Origin of the sequence: Micromonospora sp. C28SCA-DRY-2, assembly GCF_030519475.1 — a bacterium.
Classification (GTDB): domain Bacteria; phylum Actinomycetota; class Actinomycetes; order Mycobacteriales; family Micromonosporaceae; genus Micromonospora.
Genome location: NZ_JAUMKD010000003.1, coordinates 118,432 through 132,420, shown reverse-complemented (window position 1 = coordinate 132,420; position 13,989 = coordinate 118,432). Strand labels below are relative to the sequence as shown.

14 protein-coding genes and 1 pseudogene are annotated in these 13,989 nt (G+C 72.8%); 9 read left to right on the top strand and 6 right to left on the bottom strand.

Going from position 1 to position 13,989, the window contains the following annotated elements; genetic code table 11:
- Positions 1–2: 2 nt before the first annotated feature.
- Entirely contained in the window at positions 3–752 is a 750-nt protein-coding gene (locus Q3W71_RS14325; protein ID WP_302919804.1) for a TetR family transcriptional regulator, read from the bottom strand.
- Positions 753–861: 109 nt separating this feature from the next.
- On the opposite strand from Q3W71_RS14325, the gene Q3W71_RS14320 reads away from it, so the two are divergent.
- Together Q3W71_RS14320 and Q3W71_RS14315 are read left to right on the top strand one after the other, a co-directional pair.
- Entirely contained in the window at positions 862–1,794 is a 933-nt protein-coding gene (locus Q3W71_RS14320) for an ABC transporter ATP-binding protein (RefSeq protein ID WP_302919803.1), read from the top strand.
- Complete coding sequence (locus tag Q3W71_RS14315) at positions 1,791–3,416, top strand: ABC transporter permease (RefSeq protein ID WP_302919802.1); 1,626 nt, start codon at positions 1,791–1,793, stop codon at positions 3,414–3,416. Before Q3W71_RS14320 ends, Q3W71_RS14315 begins: the two co-directional genes overlap by 4 nt.
- A 53-nt stretch (positions 3,417–3,469) precedes the next feature.
- Here the strand turns inward: Q3W71_RS14315 and Q3W71_RS14310 are convergent, their stop codons facing one another.
- Both Q3W71_RS14310 and Q3W71_RS14305 read right to left on the bottom strand, forming a co-directional pair.
- Positions 3,470–3,766: a hypothetical protein gene (locus Q3W71_RS14310; protein ID WP_302919801.1), complete on the bottom strand. Its 297-nt coding sequence runs from the start codon at positions 3,764–3,766 to the stop codon at positions 3,470–3,472.
- Between the two features lie 85 nt (positions 3,767–3,851).
- Positions 3,852–5,114 (bottom strand): FAD-binding oxidoreductase, encoded by a 1,263-nt coding sequence (locus Q3W71_RS14305; RefSeq protein ID WP_302919800.1) that lies wholly within the window; start codon positions 5,112–5,114, stop codon positions 3,852–3,854.
- Between the two features lie 134 nt (positions 5,115–5,248).
- Here Q3W71_RS14305 and Q3W71_RS14300 point away from each other — a divergent pair, with 134 nt between their 5' ends.
- On the top strand, positions 5,249–6,817 hold the full coding sequence (locus tag Q3W71_RS14300) for a helix-turn-helix domain-containing protein (RefSeq protein WP_302919799.1): 1,569 nt from the start codon (positions 5,249–5,251) through the stop codon (positions 6,815–6,817).
- Between the two features lie 563 nt (positions 6,818–7,380).
- On the opposite strand, the gene Q3W71_RS14295 is transcribed toward Q3W71_RS14300, so the two are convergent.
- Both Q3W71_RS14295 and Q3W71_RS14290 read right to left on the bottom strand, forming a co-directional pair.
- The gene (locus Q3W71_RS14295; protein WP_302919798.1) at positions 7,381–7,956 is read right to left on the bottom strand and encodes a flavoprotein; all 576 of its coding nucleotides are present in this window, start codon (positions 7,954–7,956) and stop codon (positions 7,381–7,383) included.
- A complete protein-coding gene (locus tag Q3W71_RS14290; RefSeq protein ID WP_302919797.1) occupies positions 7,953–9,299 on the bottom strand; it encodes a hypothetical protein in 1,347 nt (448 codons plus the stop codon). The genes Q3W71_RS14295 and Q3W71_RS14290 overlap by 4 nt, the downstream gene beginning before the upstream one ends.
- 418 nt (positions 9,300–9,717) lie before the next feature.
- Between Q3W71_RS14290 and amcA (Q3W71_RS14285) the strand changes: the two genes are divergently transcribed.
- The 6 genes and pseudogenes from amcA (Q3W71_RS14285) to Q3W71_RS14260 form a co-directional block, all read left to right on the top strand.
- Positions 9,718–9,882 (top strand): multiple cyclophane-containing RiPP AmcA, encoded by a 165-nt coding sequence (amcA, locus tag Q3W71_RS14285; RefSeq protein WP_302919796.1) that lies wholly within the window; start codon positions 9,718–9,720, stop codon positions 9,880–9,882.
- A complete protein-coding gene (locus Q3W71_RS14280) occupies positions 9,879–10,226 on the top strand; it encodes a hypothetical protein (RefSeq protein WP_302919795.1) in 348 nt (115 codons plus the stop codon). Before amcA (Q3W71_RS14285) ends, Q3W71_RS14280 begins: the two co-directional genes overlap by 4 nt.
- Positions 10,223–11,359, top strand: a complete 1,137-nt coding sequence (gene amcB, locus Q3W71_RS14275) for a cyclophane-forming radical SAM peptide maturase AmcB (RefSeq protein WP_302919794.1) — start codon at positions 10,223–10,225, stop codon at positions 11,357–11,359. Before Q3W71_RS14280 ends, amcB begins: the two co-directional genes overlap by 4 nt.
- The gene (gene amcA, locus Q3W71_RS14270; protein WP_302919793.1) at positions 11,356–11,538 is read left to right on the top strand and encodes a multiple cyclophane-containing RiPP AmcA; all 183 of its coding nucleotides are present in this window, start codon (positions 11,356–11,358) and stop codon (positions 11,536–11,538) included. Before amcB ends, amcA (Q3W71_RS14270) begins: the two co-directional genes overlap by 4 nt.
- Before the next feature lie 61 nt (positions 11,539–11,599).
- The gene (locus tag Q3W71_RS14265; RefSeq protein WP_302919792.1) at positions 11,600–12,262 is read left to right on the top strand and encodes a pentapeptide repeat-containing protein; all 663 of its coding nucleotides are present in this window, start codon (positions 11,600–11,602) and stop codon (positions 12,260–12,262) included.
- Positions 12,263–12,277: 15 nt separating this feature from the next.
- Positions 12,278–12,379: pseudogene (locus Q3W71_RS14260) on the top strand (kinase); the annotation flags it as partial.
- An 11-nt stretch (positions 12,380–12,390) separates the two neighbouring features.
- Here the strand turns inward: Q3W71_RS14260 and Q3W71_RS14255 are convergent.
- On the bottom strand, positions 12,391–13,959 hold the full coding sequence (locus tag Q3W71_RS14255) for an amidohydrolase (protein WP_302919791.1): 1,569 nt from the start codon (positions 13,957–13,959) through the stop codon (positions 12,391–12,393).
- Positions 13,960–13,989: the final 30 nt, after the last annotated feature.

The window sequence follows — 13,989 nt, the reverse complement described above, 5'->3', positions numbered from 1 at the left end:
CGTTATTTGGCGGCGGTCTGCTCCAGGTGGCGGTAGACGGTCGCCCGGGACACCCCGAGGGCGGCGGCGATGTCGTCCACCGAGTGGGTGCCCGCGGCGTGCATCCGGCGGGCCGCCTCCACCTGCTCGCGGCCGAGCGCCCGCGGCCGGCCCGGCCGCCGCCGCCCGGTCACCGGCCCGGGCTCCGCCGCGCGCGGGGCGTCCGCGCCGGGTGCGGCCAGCAGCCGGCGTACGCCGTCGAGCATGTCCGCCCGGAGCACCTCGTCGGACACGTCGGTGAAGAAGACCACCGGGTCGCTGCACATGGCGACCGCCTGCACCGCCCGGACCCGCTCCCGGCGCCCGGCGTCCGGCCCGGCGATGCGGTCGTTGGCCCGCATGGCGATGCGCATCAGCCGGTTGTAGGTGTCGCCGCGGGTGATCAGCGCGATGTCGTGGAAGAGCATGCCGAGCGGGCGGCGGTGGGTGAGCATGGTGTCCACCCAGCCCTCCAGCACCGCCCACCGGGCCTGGTCGGTGGGCAGCTCCTCGGCGCTGTCCAGCAGCCGCTCCAGATCCGCCACCAGCGGCTCGATCAGGGCCGCCAGCAGGTGCTCCTTGGCCGGGAAGTGGTAGAGGATGGCGGCCTTGGTCAGCCGCAGCCGGTCGGCGATCTGCCGCAGCGCGGTGCGCTGGTAGCCGTGCTCGGCGAACAGGTCGAGCGCGGCGCGCAGGATCCGGGTCCGGGTGTCGTCGGCGGGCTCGGCGGTCATGCCGGCAAGCCTAGCCGGCGCCCTGACCGGTGGCCGGTGTCACTGTTGATTGCGCTGACCGCCGGTCAGTACAGTGGGGCTCGTCGAGGTGTCAACGGCAGGAGGGGCCATGCCCGTCATCGAGATCGGCAACCTGGTCAAGACGTTCGGCAGCGTCCGCGCGCTCGACGGGCTCGACCTGCGGGTCGAGGCGGGGGAGGTGCACGGCTTCCTCGGCCCGAACGGCTCCGGCAAGTCCACCACCATCCGCATCCTGCTCGGCCTGCTGCGGCGCGACGCGGGCGAGGCGCGGGTGTTCGACGCCGACCCGTGGCGCGACGCGGTCGCCCTGCACCGCCGGCTGGCGTACGTGCCCGGCGACGTCAGCCTCTGGCCGAACCTCTCCGGCGGCGAGGCGATCGACCTGTTCGGCAAGCTGCGCGGCGGCCTGGACCGGCGGCGCCGCGACGAACTGCTCGACCACTTCGACCTGGACCCGACCCGCAAGTGCCGCACCTACTCCAAGGGCAACCGGCAGAAGGTGGCCATCGTCGCGGCCTTCGCGTCGAACGTGGAGCTGTACGTGCTCGACGAGCCGACCTCCGGGCTCGACCCGCTGATGGAGGCGGTGTTCCAGGACGAGGTGCGGCGGATCAAGGCCGACGGCGCCACCGTGCTGCTCTCCAGCCACGTGCTCGCCGAGGTCGAGGCGCTCTGCGACCGGGTGAGCATCATCCGCGAGGGCCGTACCGTCGAGTCCGGCACCCTCACCGAGCTGCGCCACCTCACCCGCACCGCGGTGACCGTGGAGACCGCCCGGCCGCTGACCGGCCTGGAGGCGCTGCCCGGCGTGCACGCGATCCGCGAGGTCGACGGGCGTACCCACCTGGAGGTGGAGCCGGCCCACCTCGACGAGTTGCTCGGGCACCTGGTCCGGTTCGGCGTGCGCGCCCTGACCAGCACCCCGCCCACGCTGGAGGAGCTGTTCCTGCGGCACTACGGCGACGAACGGCCGGCCGCCGAGGCCGCCGGGGTGAACGGCCGCCGGGCGGGTGCCCGATGAGCGCGCTCACCGGCACCGGGACGCTGGCCCGGCTCGTGCTGCGCCGCGACCGGGTCCGGCTCGCCATCTGGGTGCTCGGCGCGCCCCTGCTCGGCTACGCCCTCGCGCAGAGCGTCGTCAGCGTCTACCCGGACGAGCCCGCCCGCCTCGGCTACGCCACCACCTCGGCGTCCAGCCTGGTCGCCCGGGCGTTCAACGGCCCGATCGCCGGCAGCGACCTGGGCGCGGTGGTGGTCGCCGAAACGTACATCACGCTGGCCCTGATCTTCGCGCTGCTGAGCACCTTCGCGGTGGTCCGGCACACCCGGCAGAACGAGGAGACCGGCCGGGCGGAGCTGCTCGGCGCCGCCGTGGTCGGCCGGTACGCGCTGCTCACCGCCGCGCTGCTGGTGGTCGTCGCGGCGAACGTGGCGGCCGCCGCGCTGCTCGCCGCCGGCCTGGCGGGCGCCGGCCTGCCGCTGGCCGGCTCCGTCGTCGCGGCCGCCGCGATCGGTGGGGTCGGGGTGGCCTTCACCGGCGTCGCCGCCGTCACGGCCCAGCTCTCGGTCACCTCCCGGGGCGCGAACGCGCTCGCCGCCGCGGCCGTCGGGGTCGCCTTCCTGCTGCGCGCCGCCGGCGACGTGCTCGGCGACCAGACCGACGGTGGCGTGCGGGTGGAAAGCGCCTGGCCGTCCTGGCTGTCGCCGCTCGGCTGGGGCAACCAGGTGCGCGCCTACGTCGACGACCGGTGGTGGGTCCTCGCGCTGCCCGTCGCGCTGCTGCTCGCCGCGGTCGCGGCCGCCTACGCGCTGGCCGAGCGGCGGGACATCGGCGCCGGCCTGGTCGCGCCCCGGCGCGGCCCGGCGAGCGCCGCGGCCGGGTTGCTCAGCCCCGCCGGGCTGGCCTGGCGGCTGCAGCGCGGCACGCTGCTCGGCTGGGCGGTCGGGGTGGCGGTGCTCGGGTTTTCGATGGGCATCGCCGGTGACGAGTTCAACGCCATGATCGAGGAGAACCCGGCCGCCGCCGAGGCGATCGCCGCGATGGGCGGCGGGGCCGACCTGATCGACGCGTACCTGGCCGCGATGCTCGGGTTGTTCGCGCTGACCATCGGGGCGTACGTCGTGCAGGCCATGCTGCGGGTGCGCGGCGACGAGTCCGACGGCGTGCTGGAGGCGGTGCTCGCCACCGGGGTGAGCCGGGGCCGCTGGCTGGGCACCCAGGTGGCCGCCGCGGCGCTCGGCGCGCTCGCCCTGGTGCTGCTCGCCGGCCTCACCACCGGCCTCGGCTACGGCCTGGTCGCCGGCGACCCGGTCGGGCGCGCCGTCGACCTGGGTGGCGCCGCGCTGCTGCGGCTGCCCGCCCTGCTCGTGGTGGCCGGCGTGGTGACGGCGCTGTTCGGCCTGCTGCCCCGCTGGTCGGTGGTGCTGTCCTGGGCCGCCCTGCTGGTCTTCCTGCTACTCGGCCAGCTCGGCGCGGTGCTCGAACTGCCGCAGGCCGCGCTGAACCTCTCCCCGTACACCCACATCCCGTCGGTGCCCGCGGTCGAGGCGACGGCGCTGCCCCTGGTGGTGCTGACCGCCGTGGCGGTGGCGCTGCTCGCCGCCGGCGCGGCCGCCTTCCGCCACCGCGACGTCCCCTCCTGACGCGCGGTTACCTCGACATGTCGCCCTGCGGCAACGCAGCCGGGGTGCGCGGATCAGGGGCGGCAGGCGGTGCAGAAGCGGGTCGACGGGCGGTGCGCCAGCTGTTCGATGGGGATGTCACGGGCACACCCCTGGCAGCGGCCGTAGCCGTCGTGTTCCAGGTAGCGCAGCGCCCGGGCGATGTCGCCCAGCGCGCGGCGGGACGCGGCGGTCAGCGCGGCGGTGGCCGCGGGGTCGGCGCCGGGCAGTTGGCTCGCCTGCCGGGCCAGGAGCGCGAGCTGGGTGGTGTGCCGCTCGTACTGCTCCTCCAGGACCATCCGCAGCACGCCCAGCTCGTCCTGCCTGCTCACGGCGTACACGTTCGGTTTCCTTCCGGGTCGGCAACGACAGAGCGGGCGGAGCGCCACCGCGCTCCGCCCGCTCCTGCGGTGCTGGTCAGCGCAGCGGATCGAAGGGGCGCAGCTCCGCCGGCTGCCGCCCGGTGGTGATCTGCTCGGCCAGCAGCGTGCCGGTCAGCGGGCCGAGGGTGATGCCCCACATGCCGTGGCCGCCGGCCGCGAAGACCCGCGGCGACCGGGTCCGGCCGATCAGCGGCAGGCCGTCCGGGGTGCAGGGGCGCGAGCCCACCCACTCGTCGGTGCGGGCGTCCAGGTCGGCCCCGCGCAGCAGTGGCCGGGCGGCCTCGGCGATGGCGGTGATCCGGCGGCGGTCCAGCGGTGCCTCGGCGCGGCGGAACTCCATCATGCCGGCGACCCGCAGCCGCTCGCCGAGCGGCGTGCAGGCGACCCGCTGCGCCGGGAAGTACACCGGCCCGGCCGGCATGTGCTCGATCGGCACACTGAAGCTGTAACCGCGGCCGGCCTGCACGACGGTCCGGACGCCGAAGCGCCGGGCCAGCTCGCCGAACCAGGTGCCGGTGGCCAGCACCACCGCGTCGTACCGCTCGTCGGTGCCGTCGGACGTCAGCACCCGGACCCCGGTGCCCTCGTCGCGGACGTCCACCACGTCCGCGCCCGACACGATCGCCGCGCCGCGGGCGCGGACCGAGTCGGCGAGCGCGTGCACGTACTCCCCGGGGTTGACGAACCGCTGGCCGTGCAGGCGGATGGCGGCACCGACGTGGTCGGAGAGCGACGGCTCCACCTCGCGCGCCTCGGCGCCGGTCAGCACGTCGAACTCGATCTCCTGGCCGGCGGCGTGGATGTGCCCCAGCTCGTCGAGCAGCACCGACCGTTCGGTCGTGGTCCGGTACGCCGCGATGAACGACTTCGCCTCGTTCGCCCGGGCCGTGACCCCACCCGCCTCCAGCGCCTCGAAGGTCTCCAGCGCGCGGCGGTTCATCGGGATGTAGGCGCGCATCGCGGTGCGCCACTTGGCGGCGGTGCTGTGCCGGGCGAAGCCGGCCAGGAACCGCAGCAGCCGCAGGTCCGCGCGGGGCGGCACGTAGACCGGCGACGACGGGCTGAGCACGGCGCGCAGCCCGTAGCGGAGCACCGCGGGCTCGGGCAGGGGAGTGGTGATGCCGGGGGTGAGCCAGCCGGCGTTGCCCCAGGACGCGCCGGCCGCCACCCCGGTGCGGTCGAGCACGGTGACCCGCACCCCCCGCTCCTGGAGGAACCAGGCGGTGGCCAGGCCGACCATCCCGGCGCCGATTACGGCGACGTGCTGCGGAGCGGGCCCGGACTCGGCGGCAGGCATCGGTTCTCTCCTTCGGGACAGCGGGGGATCGGGGCCAATCCTGGCCGCGCCGGCCCGGAACGTCATTGTCCGGTCAAGCCAACGATCAAGCCGGTCGTTGGTCGGAACGGACAACGCCGAGGGATAATCGCGCCATGATCACCGTGGGTGGTGTGGTGGACGCCGTCGGTGCGGCGCTGCTCAAGATCGTCGTCGCCGGCGAGGCGGCGGAGGTCCGCGACGTCACCTTCGCCGACCCCGACGACGCGACCACCGGCGAGCGGGGCGACCTCGTCCTCGGCGCCGGCATCGCCACCGCGGAGCAGGCGGTCGGCGTCATCGTCTGGTGCGCGGAGACCGCCGCGGCCGGCCTGGTCCTGAAGCCGCCGCTGGCCACCCACCCCGAGGTGACGGCGGCCGCGGCCGACCGCGACCTGACTCTGGTCGAGTTGCAGAGCCACGGGTCCTGGGCCCAGCTCGTCTGGCTGCTGCGCGGCGTGATCGACCGGGCGGTCGCGCCCGGCCCGCCGGAGACCGGCGAGGCCGGGGTGTACGACGAGCTGTTCGCCCTCGCCGACGCGACCGCCGCCGTCGTCGACGCGCCGGTGACCATCGAGGACGCCCAGTCCCGCGTGCTCGCCTACTCGTCGCGCCAGGACCGCACCGACCCGGCGCGCGTCTCGACCATCGTCGGCCGGCGGGTGCCCGGCGAGGTGATCGCGCACTTCCGTTCCCGGGGCGTGTTCCGCAAGCTCGCCACCGGCAGCGACCTGATCTTCGTACCGCAGGGGCCGGACGGCACGCTGCCCCGACTGGTGATCCCGATCCGGGCCGGCGGTGAGCTGCTCGGCTCGATCTGGGCGGTGGTCGACGGCCCGGTGCCGGACGAACGGCTGCGCGACCTCCAGGGCACCGCGTCCCAGCTGGCGCTGCACCTGCTCCGGCTGCGGGTGCAGGCCGACGTAGCCCGCCGGGCGGCCGCCGACCGGCTGCGCGCCGCGCTGCGCGACCCGGGCCGGATGGGCCGCGAGGAGCTGGGCCTGCCCGCCGGCCCGTGGCGGGTGGTCGCGCTCGGGGCCCACGGCGGTACGGCGGAGCTGGTGCACAACCTCGCCCTGTGGGAGTCGATCACCCGCCGGCACGGGTGGCGCCAGCCGCTGATCGCCGACCTGGGTGAGGTGCTGTTCGCCGTGGTGGCCGCCGACGGCGAGGCGCCCGGCTGCTGGCTCTGGCTAGAGCGGCTGATCCACGACATCGCCCGGCACGACCCGGCGCTCCACGCCGCCTCCGGCGGCGTCGCCCGCACCCTGCCGGACCTGCGGCGCTCCCGCGCCGAGGCGGCGGAGCTGCTCGCCCTGCACGGCCCCGCCCGACCCGGCCCGGTGCTGCGGTTCGAGGACGTCTGGGCGGACGTGGTCGTGCACCGGGTGGTCAGCACGGTGCCGCGGGCCGACCTGCTGATCGGCGGGCCGCTGCCCGCCCTCGTCGCGCACGACCGGCAGCACGGCACCGACTACGTCGGCACCGTCGCCGCCTGGATCGAGGAGCAGGGCGACCCGACGAGGGCGGCCCGGCGGTTGCACGTGCACCCCAACACGCTGCGGTACCGGATGCGCCGCCTCGCCGAGGTCGTCCCGGTCGACCTGGCGTCGGCGCGTACCCGGCTGGCGCTGCAGATCCAGCTCGCCGCGCTACGCCGGGAGCCGCTTGCGCCGGGCGGGTGATGGACATCCTCTTCGCCCTAAAGGACGGAGATTCCCTCCACGCTGTGCGTGGACCGCGCGGCGTCCGGGTGGGTTACCGCTTCGCCGCGCGGTGCCACCACCGCTGGTGGAATGACCCGCGCTCCACCGTCGTTTCCGTTGTCCGCCTGTCCGGCGGCCAACACGTTCAGCGCAGCGTTCATGTCTCTGTCGTGGGCTGCTCCGCAACGGCGGTTCCACGCTCGGATGTTGAGCCTGCGGTTCCTTGTGCACGTCGACGAGGGCCCGGTAGGCGGACCTCGGGACTGAGCGGGCTGCTGACCGGCTGCCGGCGTAGCGACCGAGCGGTGCCGGTCGGGGCGGTGTTGATGATCGCTCAGGACGCCGAGCGTGAGGAGCAACTGCTGGATGACATGATCCGCGATCCGCTGCGACCGCAGATTGCGGTGATTACCAGGGAGATGGTGTATCGGCACTGGCCCAATGACCAGGTGTGGAGGCTGCCCGGGATGCCAACGCCCGGCGACTGGCCGACCTCGGGCTGTGATCTTGCTTCCTGTCTCCGCGCTGAACGTAAGGCGGGCTCAGCCCTGATCGGTGCTGCTGGCAGGCACGCCGCTGGCCATCCGGGTCGCTGCATGTAACGCCGCCGCCCAGGGGAACGCCCTCTGGCGACTGCTGCCGCTGCCGGGCGGGTGAGGCTCCCATCCGTCGTCGGTCCCGAGGAAAACCCTTACGCGCTCGTCGCGGAGGTCCGCCACCGCGCGCTGAAAGGGCGCGCGGGCAGCCAGGGCGGCGTTGACGAACGGGACGACCACTGTCGGGACCTGCCGGCCGATCAGCTCGGCGACTGCGGTCAACGCGTAGTTGTCGGCGATGCCGAGGGCGATCTTGTTGACGGAGTTGTAGGTGGCGGGGGCGATGATGAGCGCATCCGCTGCGGGGAGCGAGCGGTGGGTCCGATCGGACGACCGGTAGGTGGACCGGACCGGGTACCCGGTCAGCCGCTCGATCGCTTCCGCGTCGATGAAGTCGAGGGCGCTGGGGGTGGCGGTGACCGTCGTTGTCCACGACTGTTGCGTCGCGGTGGTGATCAGTTGAGTCACGTCTGCGGCGGGCCCGGCAGCGCAGACGACGATTTGCAGGTGGCGGCGAGTCATACGCGGATCCCGGCTTGCTGGGCAAAGTCGATGACGGCGGTACGGACGTGCCCGTGGGTGAGGACTGCCAGGTCGCTGGCGATACGATGCACCGCTGGCCGGCACCGGATCTCCTCTGGGGCCACCTCATACGCGCTGCGTAGCGCGTTCAGGCCGTGCTCGTAGCGACCCCACTGCGTGTAGGCGCGTGCCACGTCGACGAACAGGGAAGCCTTGCGTTCGGCAAGGCTGATCTTGTCCAGTGGTACCTGGCGGGCGAGGGCTATGGCGGTGCCGGCGTCGCCCAGGGTCAGCACGATGTTGACGCGGTGCAGCAGGACATTGGTGGCACCGAAGCCGGTCCATCGGTCATTGCCGTCGTAGCCGAGCCGCCTGGCGGCTTGGGAGGCCTCGTCGAGCATGGCCTGTGCGTCGTCCCGGTTGTCGTCGCGGGCGGCGGCGATAGCACCGCGGAGCAGCAGGGCGCCGTAGACGGCGACCGCGTCGGTCGAGGCGAGTCGGGTGCTGAGTCGGAGGTTCTCGGCCGCGTCTTCAGCGAGCTGCCGTGCCTGGTTGCTGTGGCCGTTGCTCATCAGGGCGTGGGTCATGATCCGGGCGCTCGTGGCCATCGCCACCGGGTCCTGACTGGTCACAGCGGCACGGGTGCTGCGTTCGGCGGCGACCAGGGCCATGCCTTTGTCGCCGACCTTGAGCAGCATGCTGCCGACGACGTGGTAGAGGTCGCTGGCGAGAGCTTCTACCTGCGCTCGCTGCTCGCCTTCGGTGTCCGCACGAGTCGGTTCCAGCGCGGGCAGCAGGGCCGCGAGTCCGGCGAGAACCTGCTCGTACCGGCAGGCCTGGTAATCGGTCTTAGCTGCGGCGACTTTCTCAGCGAACTGCCGGAGCGTTAGGGCAACTCGCGTGGTGGTTCGAGAGGTTGGTGCGACCAGCGCGTTGAGCAGCGGTGCGACGTTCGGCAGGGCCAAGCCGCTGGTCGTCACGCCCGTCAAGAGGTCTCTGCGCCGCACGTCGCCGTCCGAGTCGATGTCGTGAATGCTGCCTTCGCCAGTATGGACGTGGGTGGCGGTGACGGACGGCTTCGCGGGATCCGCAAGTGCACCGCTGGTACCTGCTCTCACCAGTGCTTCGAAGCGCTCGCGGACGTCCGGGGTAGCCCGCGCCAGCACAGTGTCCAGGGCAGCCTGCATATCGGCACGCAGGTAGATCTTGTCGCCCTGGCTGCTCCACTTGGCCACCGTTCGCCGAGCCGCGCCCAGGTGTTCGGCGAAGCTGGTGACGCTCATCCGCAACGCCCGGCGCAGCGCGTTTGCTTCCCGGCCGGTCCAGGTCGTCACCGCAGCCATCGCACGTCCTTCCCCTACGGACATTCGGCCGGAGGATCGTAACGGCACTCGGCGTGCTTGCAGGTGCACCATGAGTGCACCGTCAGGACATCCCCATCGCCGCGTTCACCGAGCGAACCTGATCGTGCCGGTGCGCCGCTCTTGGTGAGTAGGCGGCCGGCACCGGATCGCAGCCTCACGCCAGGGGACTCGAGATGAACGACGGGACCACCGGACGGCAAGGGTATGCGCCGGCGCGTCGGCCGGCTTCATCGTGTGACGCCCTCTTACGCGTGCGGCCGAGGCCTCGCCTACGTACCGCCGTGAGGGCTGCGTGGGTGGGTGGTCGGCGGTCTGCTCCCAGCCGCCGTGGTGCGGCGGTGGGCTCGCCTTTCCCCCTAGGAGCCCACCGCCGGCCGTCTCGACCGGGGGTGCCGGCATGACCATTTACGTCTCGCGTAACGCGACGGCCGACCAGCCCCGGCGGCCCGAGCCCTCGTGCTCGTCTTCGCAGTGGCAGCTGCGGCCGGCTGATCCGCCGTTGCTTACCCATGTGTGGCGTCAGCTGTTCGAACGGCAGACCACAAAGGGTGATCGGCGGTGACCGGCCAGCAGCGCCGCCTCACGGCCCACCGGACCGCGCCGGCACGGCTTGAGCATCTACCAATGCGTCCCCTGTGGCTGTGCCGCCGGTGCGGGCAGCCCTGGCCCTGCGGGGCGGCGAAGGCGGCTCTGGTGGTGGAGTACCGGGACAGCCTGGTGAGCCTGTTCCTTTACCTGGCCGGCCGCCTGCACGACGCGATCGACGATCTGCACCGGCTGAACCCGAGCGTGACGGGCAGCGCGGCGGACATGTTCGACCGGTTCCTCGGCTGGCCCGCCCGCCATATCCACGCCTACCGCGTCCGTACCATCACGGCCGTCAGGAACGAGGAGGCCTCGTCGTGAACGGCATCGGCCTCATCAACGCCACCGGCCAGCCGGCGGTCGCCGGCAGCTTCCACACCCTGGTCGTGCAGCCGACGAGCTTCTGCAACCTCGACTGCACCTACTGCTACCTGCCCGACCGGAGATCCCTGCGCCTGATGAGCGGCGCGGTCGCGCAGGCTTGCGCCGAGTCGATCGCCCAGCAGAACAGCGGACATCCCGTGAGTGTCGTGTGGCACGGGGGTGAACCCACCGTCACACCCACCGGGCTGTTCCGGGATCTGCTGGCCCGGTTCGAGGAACTGCGGAGCGCGGGGATGGTGCGTCACGAGATCCAGACGAACGCGACGCTGATCAACCGCCAGTGGTGCGAGCTGTTCACCGCGTACGGCTTCGAGGTCGGAGTCAGCATCGACGGACCGGGCGCGTTGAACCGGAACCGCGTCGACCGGGCCGGCACGTCGACGGATGCCCGAACCCTGCGCGGCATGCAGACCTTGGCCGACGCGGGGCTGGGGTACTCGGTGATCTGTGTTGTCACACCGGAAACCATCGATCACACGGAAGCCCTCCTCGACTTCTTCACCGGCCTGCCTGGTTGCGAGTCGGTGGGCTTCAACATCGAAGAGCAGGAGGGCGCCGACCGGGAACCGGTACCGGAGGACGCCGCCTACCGGTTCTGGAAGCGCCTCATCGCACGCCGCGTCAGCGGCAGCCCGCTGCGGATCCGCGACGTGGATCGGCTGGCCGACTATCTCGCCGCCACCCGAGCCGGGCGCGTCGACCACGCCCCGTACGAGCCGATCCCGACCGTCTCCTGGGATGGGCAGGTGGTCCTGCTGTCGCCGGAGCTGCTCGGCATTACCGAGCCGCGGTACGGCGACTTCATCGCCGGCAACGTCCTCCAGCAGCCGATCACCGCCATGCTCGCCCGCGCCGGCGACCTAGGCTACGTCGCCGAGTTCATTACGGCCCTCAACGGCTGCGCCGACCACTGCGCCTTCTACGACTTCTGCCGCGGCGCCCAGGCCGGCAACCGCTACTTCGAGCACGGGACGTTCACCGCCCGCGAGACGACCTACTGCCGGACCACCCGGCAGGCCCTCGTCCGCGCCGCTGCGGACCACCTCACCCCTCAAGGAGGAGCACCATGACCAATGCACTCGCGGTCCTCGCCAACGCCGCACCCGAGCAACTCGCCCGCCTCGGCGTCGACCCGGAGCGGTCGGTAACGTCGATCGACGCGGCGAAGTTCGACAACCGCCCCACCTGGGACAACAAGGGAAAGTTCGACAGCCGACCCGGCTGGGACAACTGGAACAAGAAGAAATAGCCCGCACCACGGGACGCGCGGGGTGGCGTGTCCACCCCGCGCCCACACAGGTTGAGGACACATGCGCACCACCACGATCGGCGACGTGAAGGTCCTGCTGCCGGACCTCGAACCGGACGACCTCGACACCACGACGGACCTGGCCGACGGCCTCACCGAGGCCCTCGTCGAGGGCGCCGCCTGGCACGGCTCGCAACTTGAGGACGTAACCATCCGCAGCAGCCAGATCACCGGCGTGGACCTGAGCGAGAGCACCTGGGAAGCCGGCAGCCTCTTCGGCTGCGAGATCACCCGCACCGACTTCTCCGGCGCGACCCTGACCGGCATCACCATCGAACGCTGCGCCATCACCGGCTCCCGGTTCACCGGCACCAGACTCACCGACGTACGCCTCAAGGACGTCCTGTTCGACGGCTGCCGCTTCGACTACGCCACCCTCCAACGCGCCGCCGCCGCCGGCTCGGTCGCGTTCACCGACTGCACTCTTACTAACGGCGCGTGGTCGTCCTGCCGGCTACCTCGCATCGCACTGCGATCCTGTGACCTCGCCGGCCTGGAACTGGACTCCTGCCACCTCGACGGCGCCGACCTGCGGGGCAGCCGCCTCCAGGGCCTCAAGACGCCGCTGGACAACCTGCGCGGCGTCACACTCGGCGAGGACCAGGTTCCCGACCTCACCCAGCTGACCGTCGCCGCCCTCAACCTCACCGTCCGCAACAACTGAAGCCGCGGACGCATCGTGCTCGCTGAACCCACCGGCAGCCCGGACACGATCCTCGTCTGCATCCGAGGCAACTCCGGCTCGGGCAAGAGCAGCATCGCCCGCGAGCTACGACGCCGGTAGCTGGTCCGTCAGCCGCGCTGCCAGCGGATCTCGCCGCCGACGACCGTGGTCAGCACCCGGGTGCGCAGCACCGCCTCCGGTGACTCCCGCAGGGGATCGGTGTCGACCGCGATGAAGTCGGCGAGCATGCCGGGCGCGAGGACACCCTTGCGCTTCTCCTCGCCGGCGGCCCGGGCCGCGCCGAGGGTGTGCGCGGCGAGCGCCTCGGCCATGCTGAGCCGCTGCTCGGGTTGCCAGCCGCCGGCCGGCGTCCCGTCCGGGCGGGTGCGGGTCACCGCCGCGTACAGCGCCGGGAACGGGTTGGGGTGTTCCACCGGGGCGTCGGAGCCGAAGGCCAGCGGCACGCCGGCGTCCAGCATCCCCCGCCAGGCGTACGAGGCCAGGTCGTGCCCGGCGAGCAGGGTGTCCACCAGGTCGATGTCGCTGGTGCAGTGCACCGGCTGCATCGACGCGACGACGCCCAGCCGAGCCATCCGGGCCAGGTCGCCGGCCCGCAGGTGCTGGGCGTGTTCGATCCGGTGCCGCAGCCCCGGCGTCCGGCCGATCGCCTGGTAGGCGTCGAGCACCAGGTGGTTGGCCTGGTCGCCGATGGCGTGCGTGGCGACCGCGATGCCGGCCGCCGCGGCCCGGGCGAAGAGCGTGACCAGCTCCTGGTACGGCGTGACGGCGATGCCCAGGTTGCCGTGCTCGCCGGCGAACGGTTCGCTCATGTGGCAGGTGTGCGAGCCCAACGCGCCGTCGCTGAAGATCTTCACCGGTCCGGTGCGGAACCAGTCGTCACCCTGCCCGGTACGGCGGCCCTCGGCGATCGCCGCGTCCAGGTGGCTCATCGGGATCGCCTTGTGCACGCGCAGCTTCAGCTCGCCGGCGGCGCGCAGCTCCAGATAGGCCGCCCGGCAGTCCTCGCCGTCGATGTCGTGCACGCTGGTCAGGCCGAGCGCCAGCAGCTCCTCCTGCCCGGCGCGGAGCTGGTCGCGCAGGTCGGGGGAGACCATCAGGTCGCGCAGCGGCTGGCAGGCCGACTCGCGCAGGATCCCGGTCGGTTCGCCGCGGTCGTCCCGGACGATCTCCCCGCCCACCGGGTCTGGGGTGCCGGCGTCGATCCCGACCAGCCGCAGGGCGGCCGAGTTGGCCCACACGGTGTGGCCGTCCACGCTGGGCAGCGCGACCGGCAGCTCGGGGCAGACGGTGTCCAGCGCGTAGCGGTCCGGCTGGGCGGGCGGATCCCAGGTGTTGCTGTCCCACCGGCCGCCGAACAGCCATGCGCCGGGGCGCAGCCGCGCGGCGTGCGCGGCTACCCGAGCCAGCGCCTCGTCCAGCGAGCGCACGTCGCGCAGGTCCACCGCGTCCAGGCTCTGGGCGTACTGGGCGGTGTGGATGTGGGCGTCGTAGAGGCCGGGGAGCACCGCGGCGCCCGCCAGGTCGATCAGCTCCGCGCCCGCTCCGGCGGCCGCGCGTACCTCCGCCTCGGTGCCGACGGCCAGCAGCCGCTCGCCCTGCACGGCCATGGCCTGGGCCAACGGGTTGGCGGGGTCGCCGGTGCGGATCGCGGCGTTGCGGTACACGCGGATGCTCATGGCACCTTCCAGGGTCGGGTGACGGGTGGC

Excerpts from the sequence above, each read along its gene's own strand:
- Q3W71_RS14300 (WP_302919799.1), top strand. The coding sequence starts at position 5,249 with ATGATCACCGTGGGTGGTGTGGTGGACGCCGTCGGTGCGGCGCTGCTC.
- Q3W71_RS14290 (WP_302919797.1), bottom strand. The coding sequence starts at position 9,299 with ATGGCTGCGGTGACGACCTGGACCGGCCGGGAAGCAAACGCGCTGCGC.
- Q3W71_RS14295 (WP_302919798.1), bottom strand. The coding sequence starts at position 7,956 with ATGACTCGCCGCCACCTGCAAATCGTCGTCTGCGCTGCCGGGCCCGCC.
- amcA (WP_302919793.1), top strand. The coding sequence starts at position 11,356 with ATGACCAATGCACTCGCGGTCCTCGCCAACGCCGCACCCGAGCAACTC.
- Q3W71_RS14325 (WP_302919804.1), bottom strand. The coding sequence starts at position 752 with ATGACCGCCGAGCCCGCCGACGACACCCGGACCCGGATCCTGCGCGCC.
- Q3W71_RS14305 (WP_302919800.1), bottom strand. The coding sequence starts at position 5,114 with ATGCCTGCCGCCGAGTCCGGGCCCGCTCCGCAGCACGTCGCCGTAATC.
- Q3W71_RS14255 (WP_302919791.1), bottom strand. The coding sequence starts at position 13,959 with ATGAGCATCCGCGTGTACCGCAACGCCGCGATCCGCACCGGCGACCCC.
- Q3W71_RS14315 (WP_302919802.1), top strand. The coding sequence starts at position 1,791 with ATGAGCGCGCTCACCGGCACCGGGACGCTGGCCCGGCTCGTGCTGCGC.
- Q3W71_RS14320 (WP_302919803.1), top strand. The coding sequence starts at position 862 with ATGCCCGTCATCGAGATCGGCAACCTGGTCAAGACGTTCGGCAGCGTC.
- Q3W71_RS14265 (WP_302919792.1), top strand. The coding sequence starts at position 11,600 with ATGCGCACCACCACGATCGGCGACGTGAAGGTCCTGCTGCCGGACCTC.
- amcA (WP_302919796.1), top strand. The coding sequence starts at position 9,718 with ATGACCATTTACGTCTCGCGTAACGCGACGGCCGACCAGCCCCGGCGG.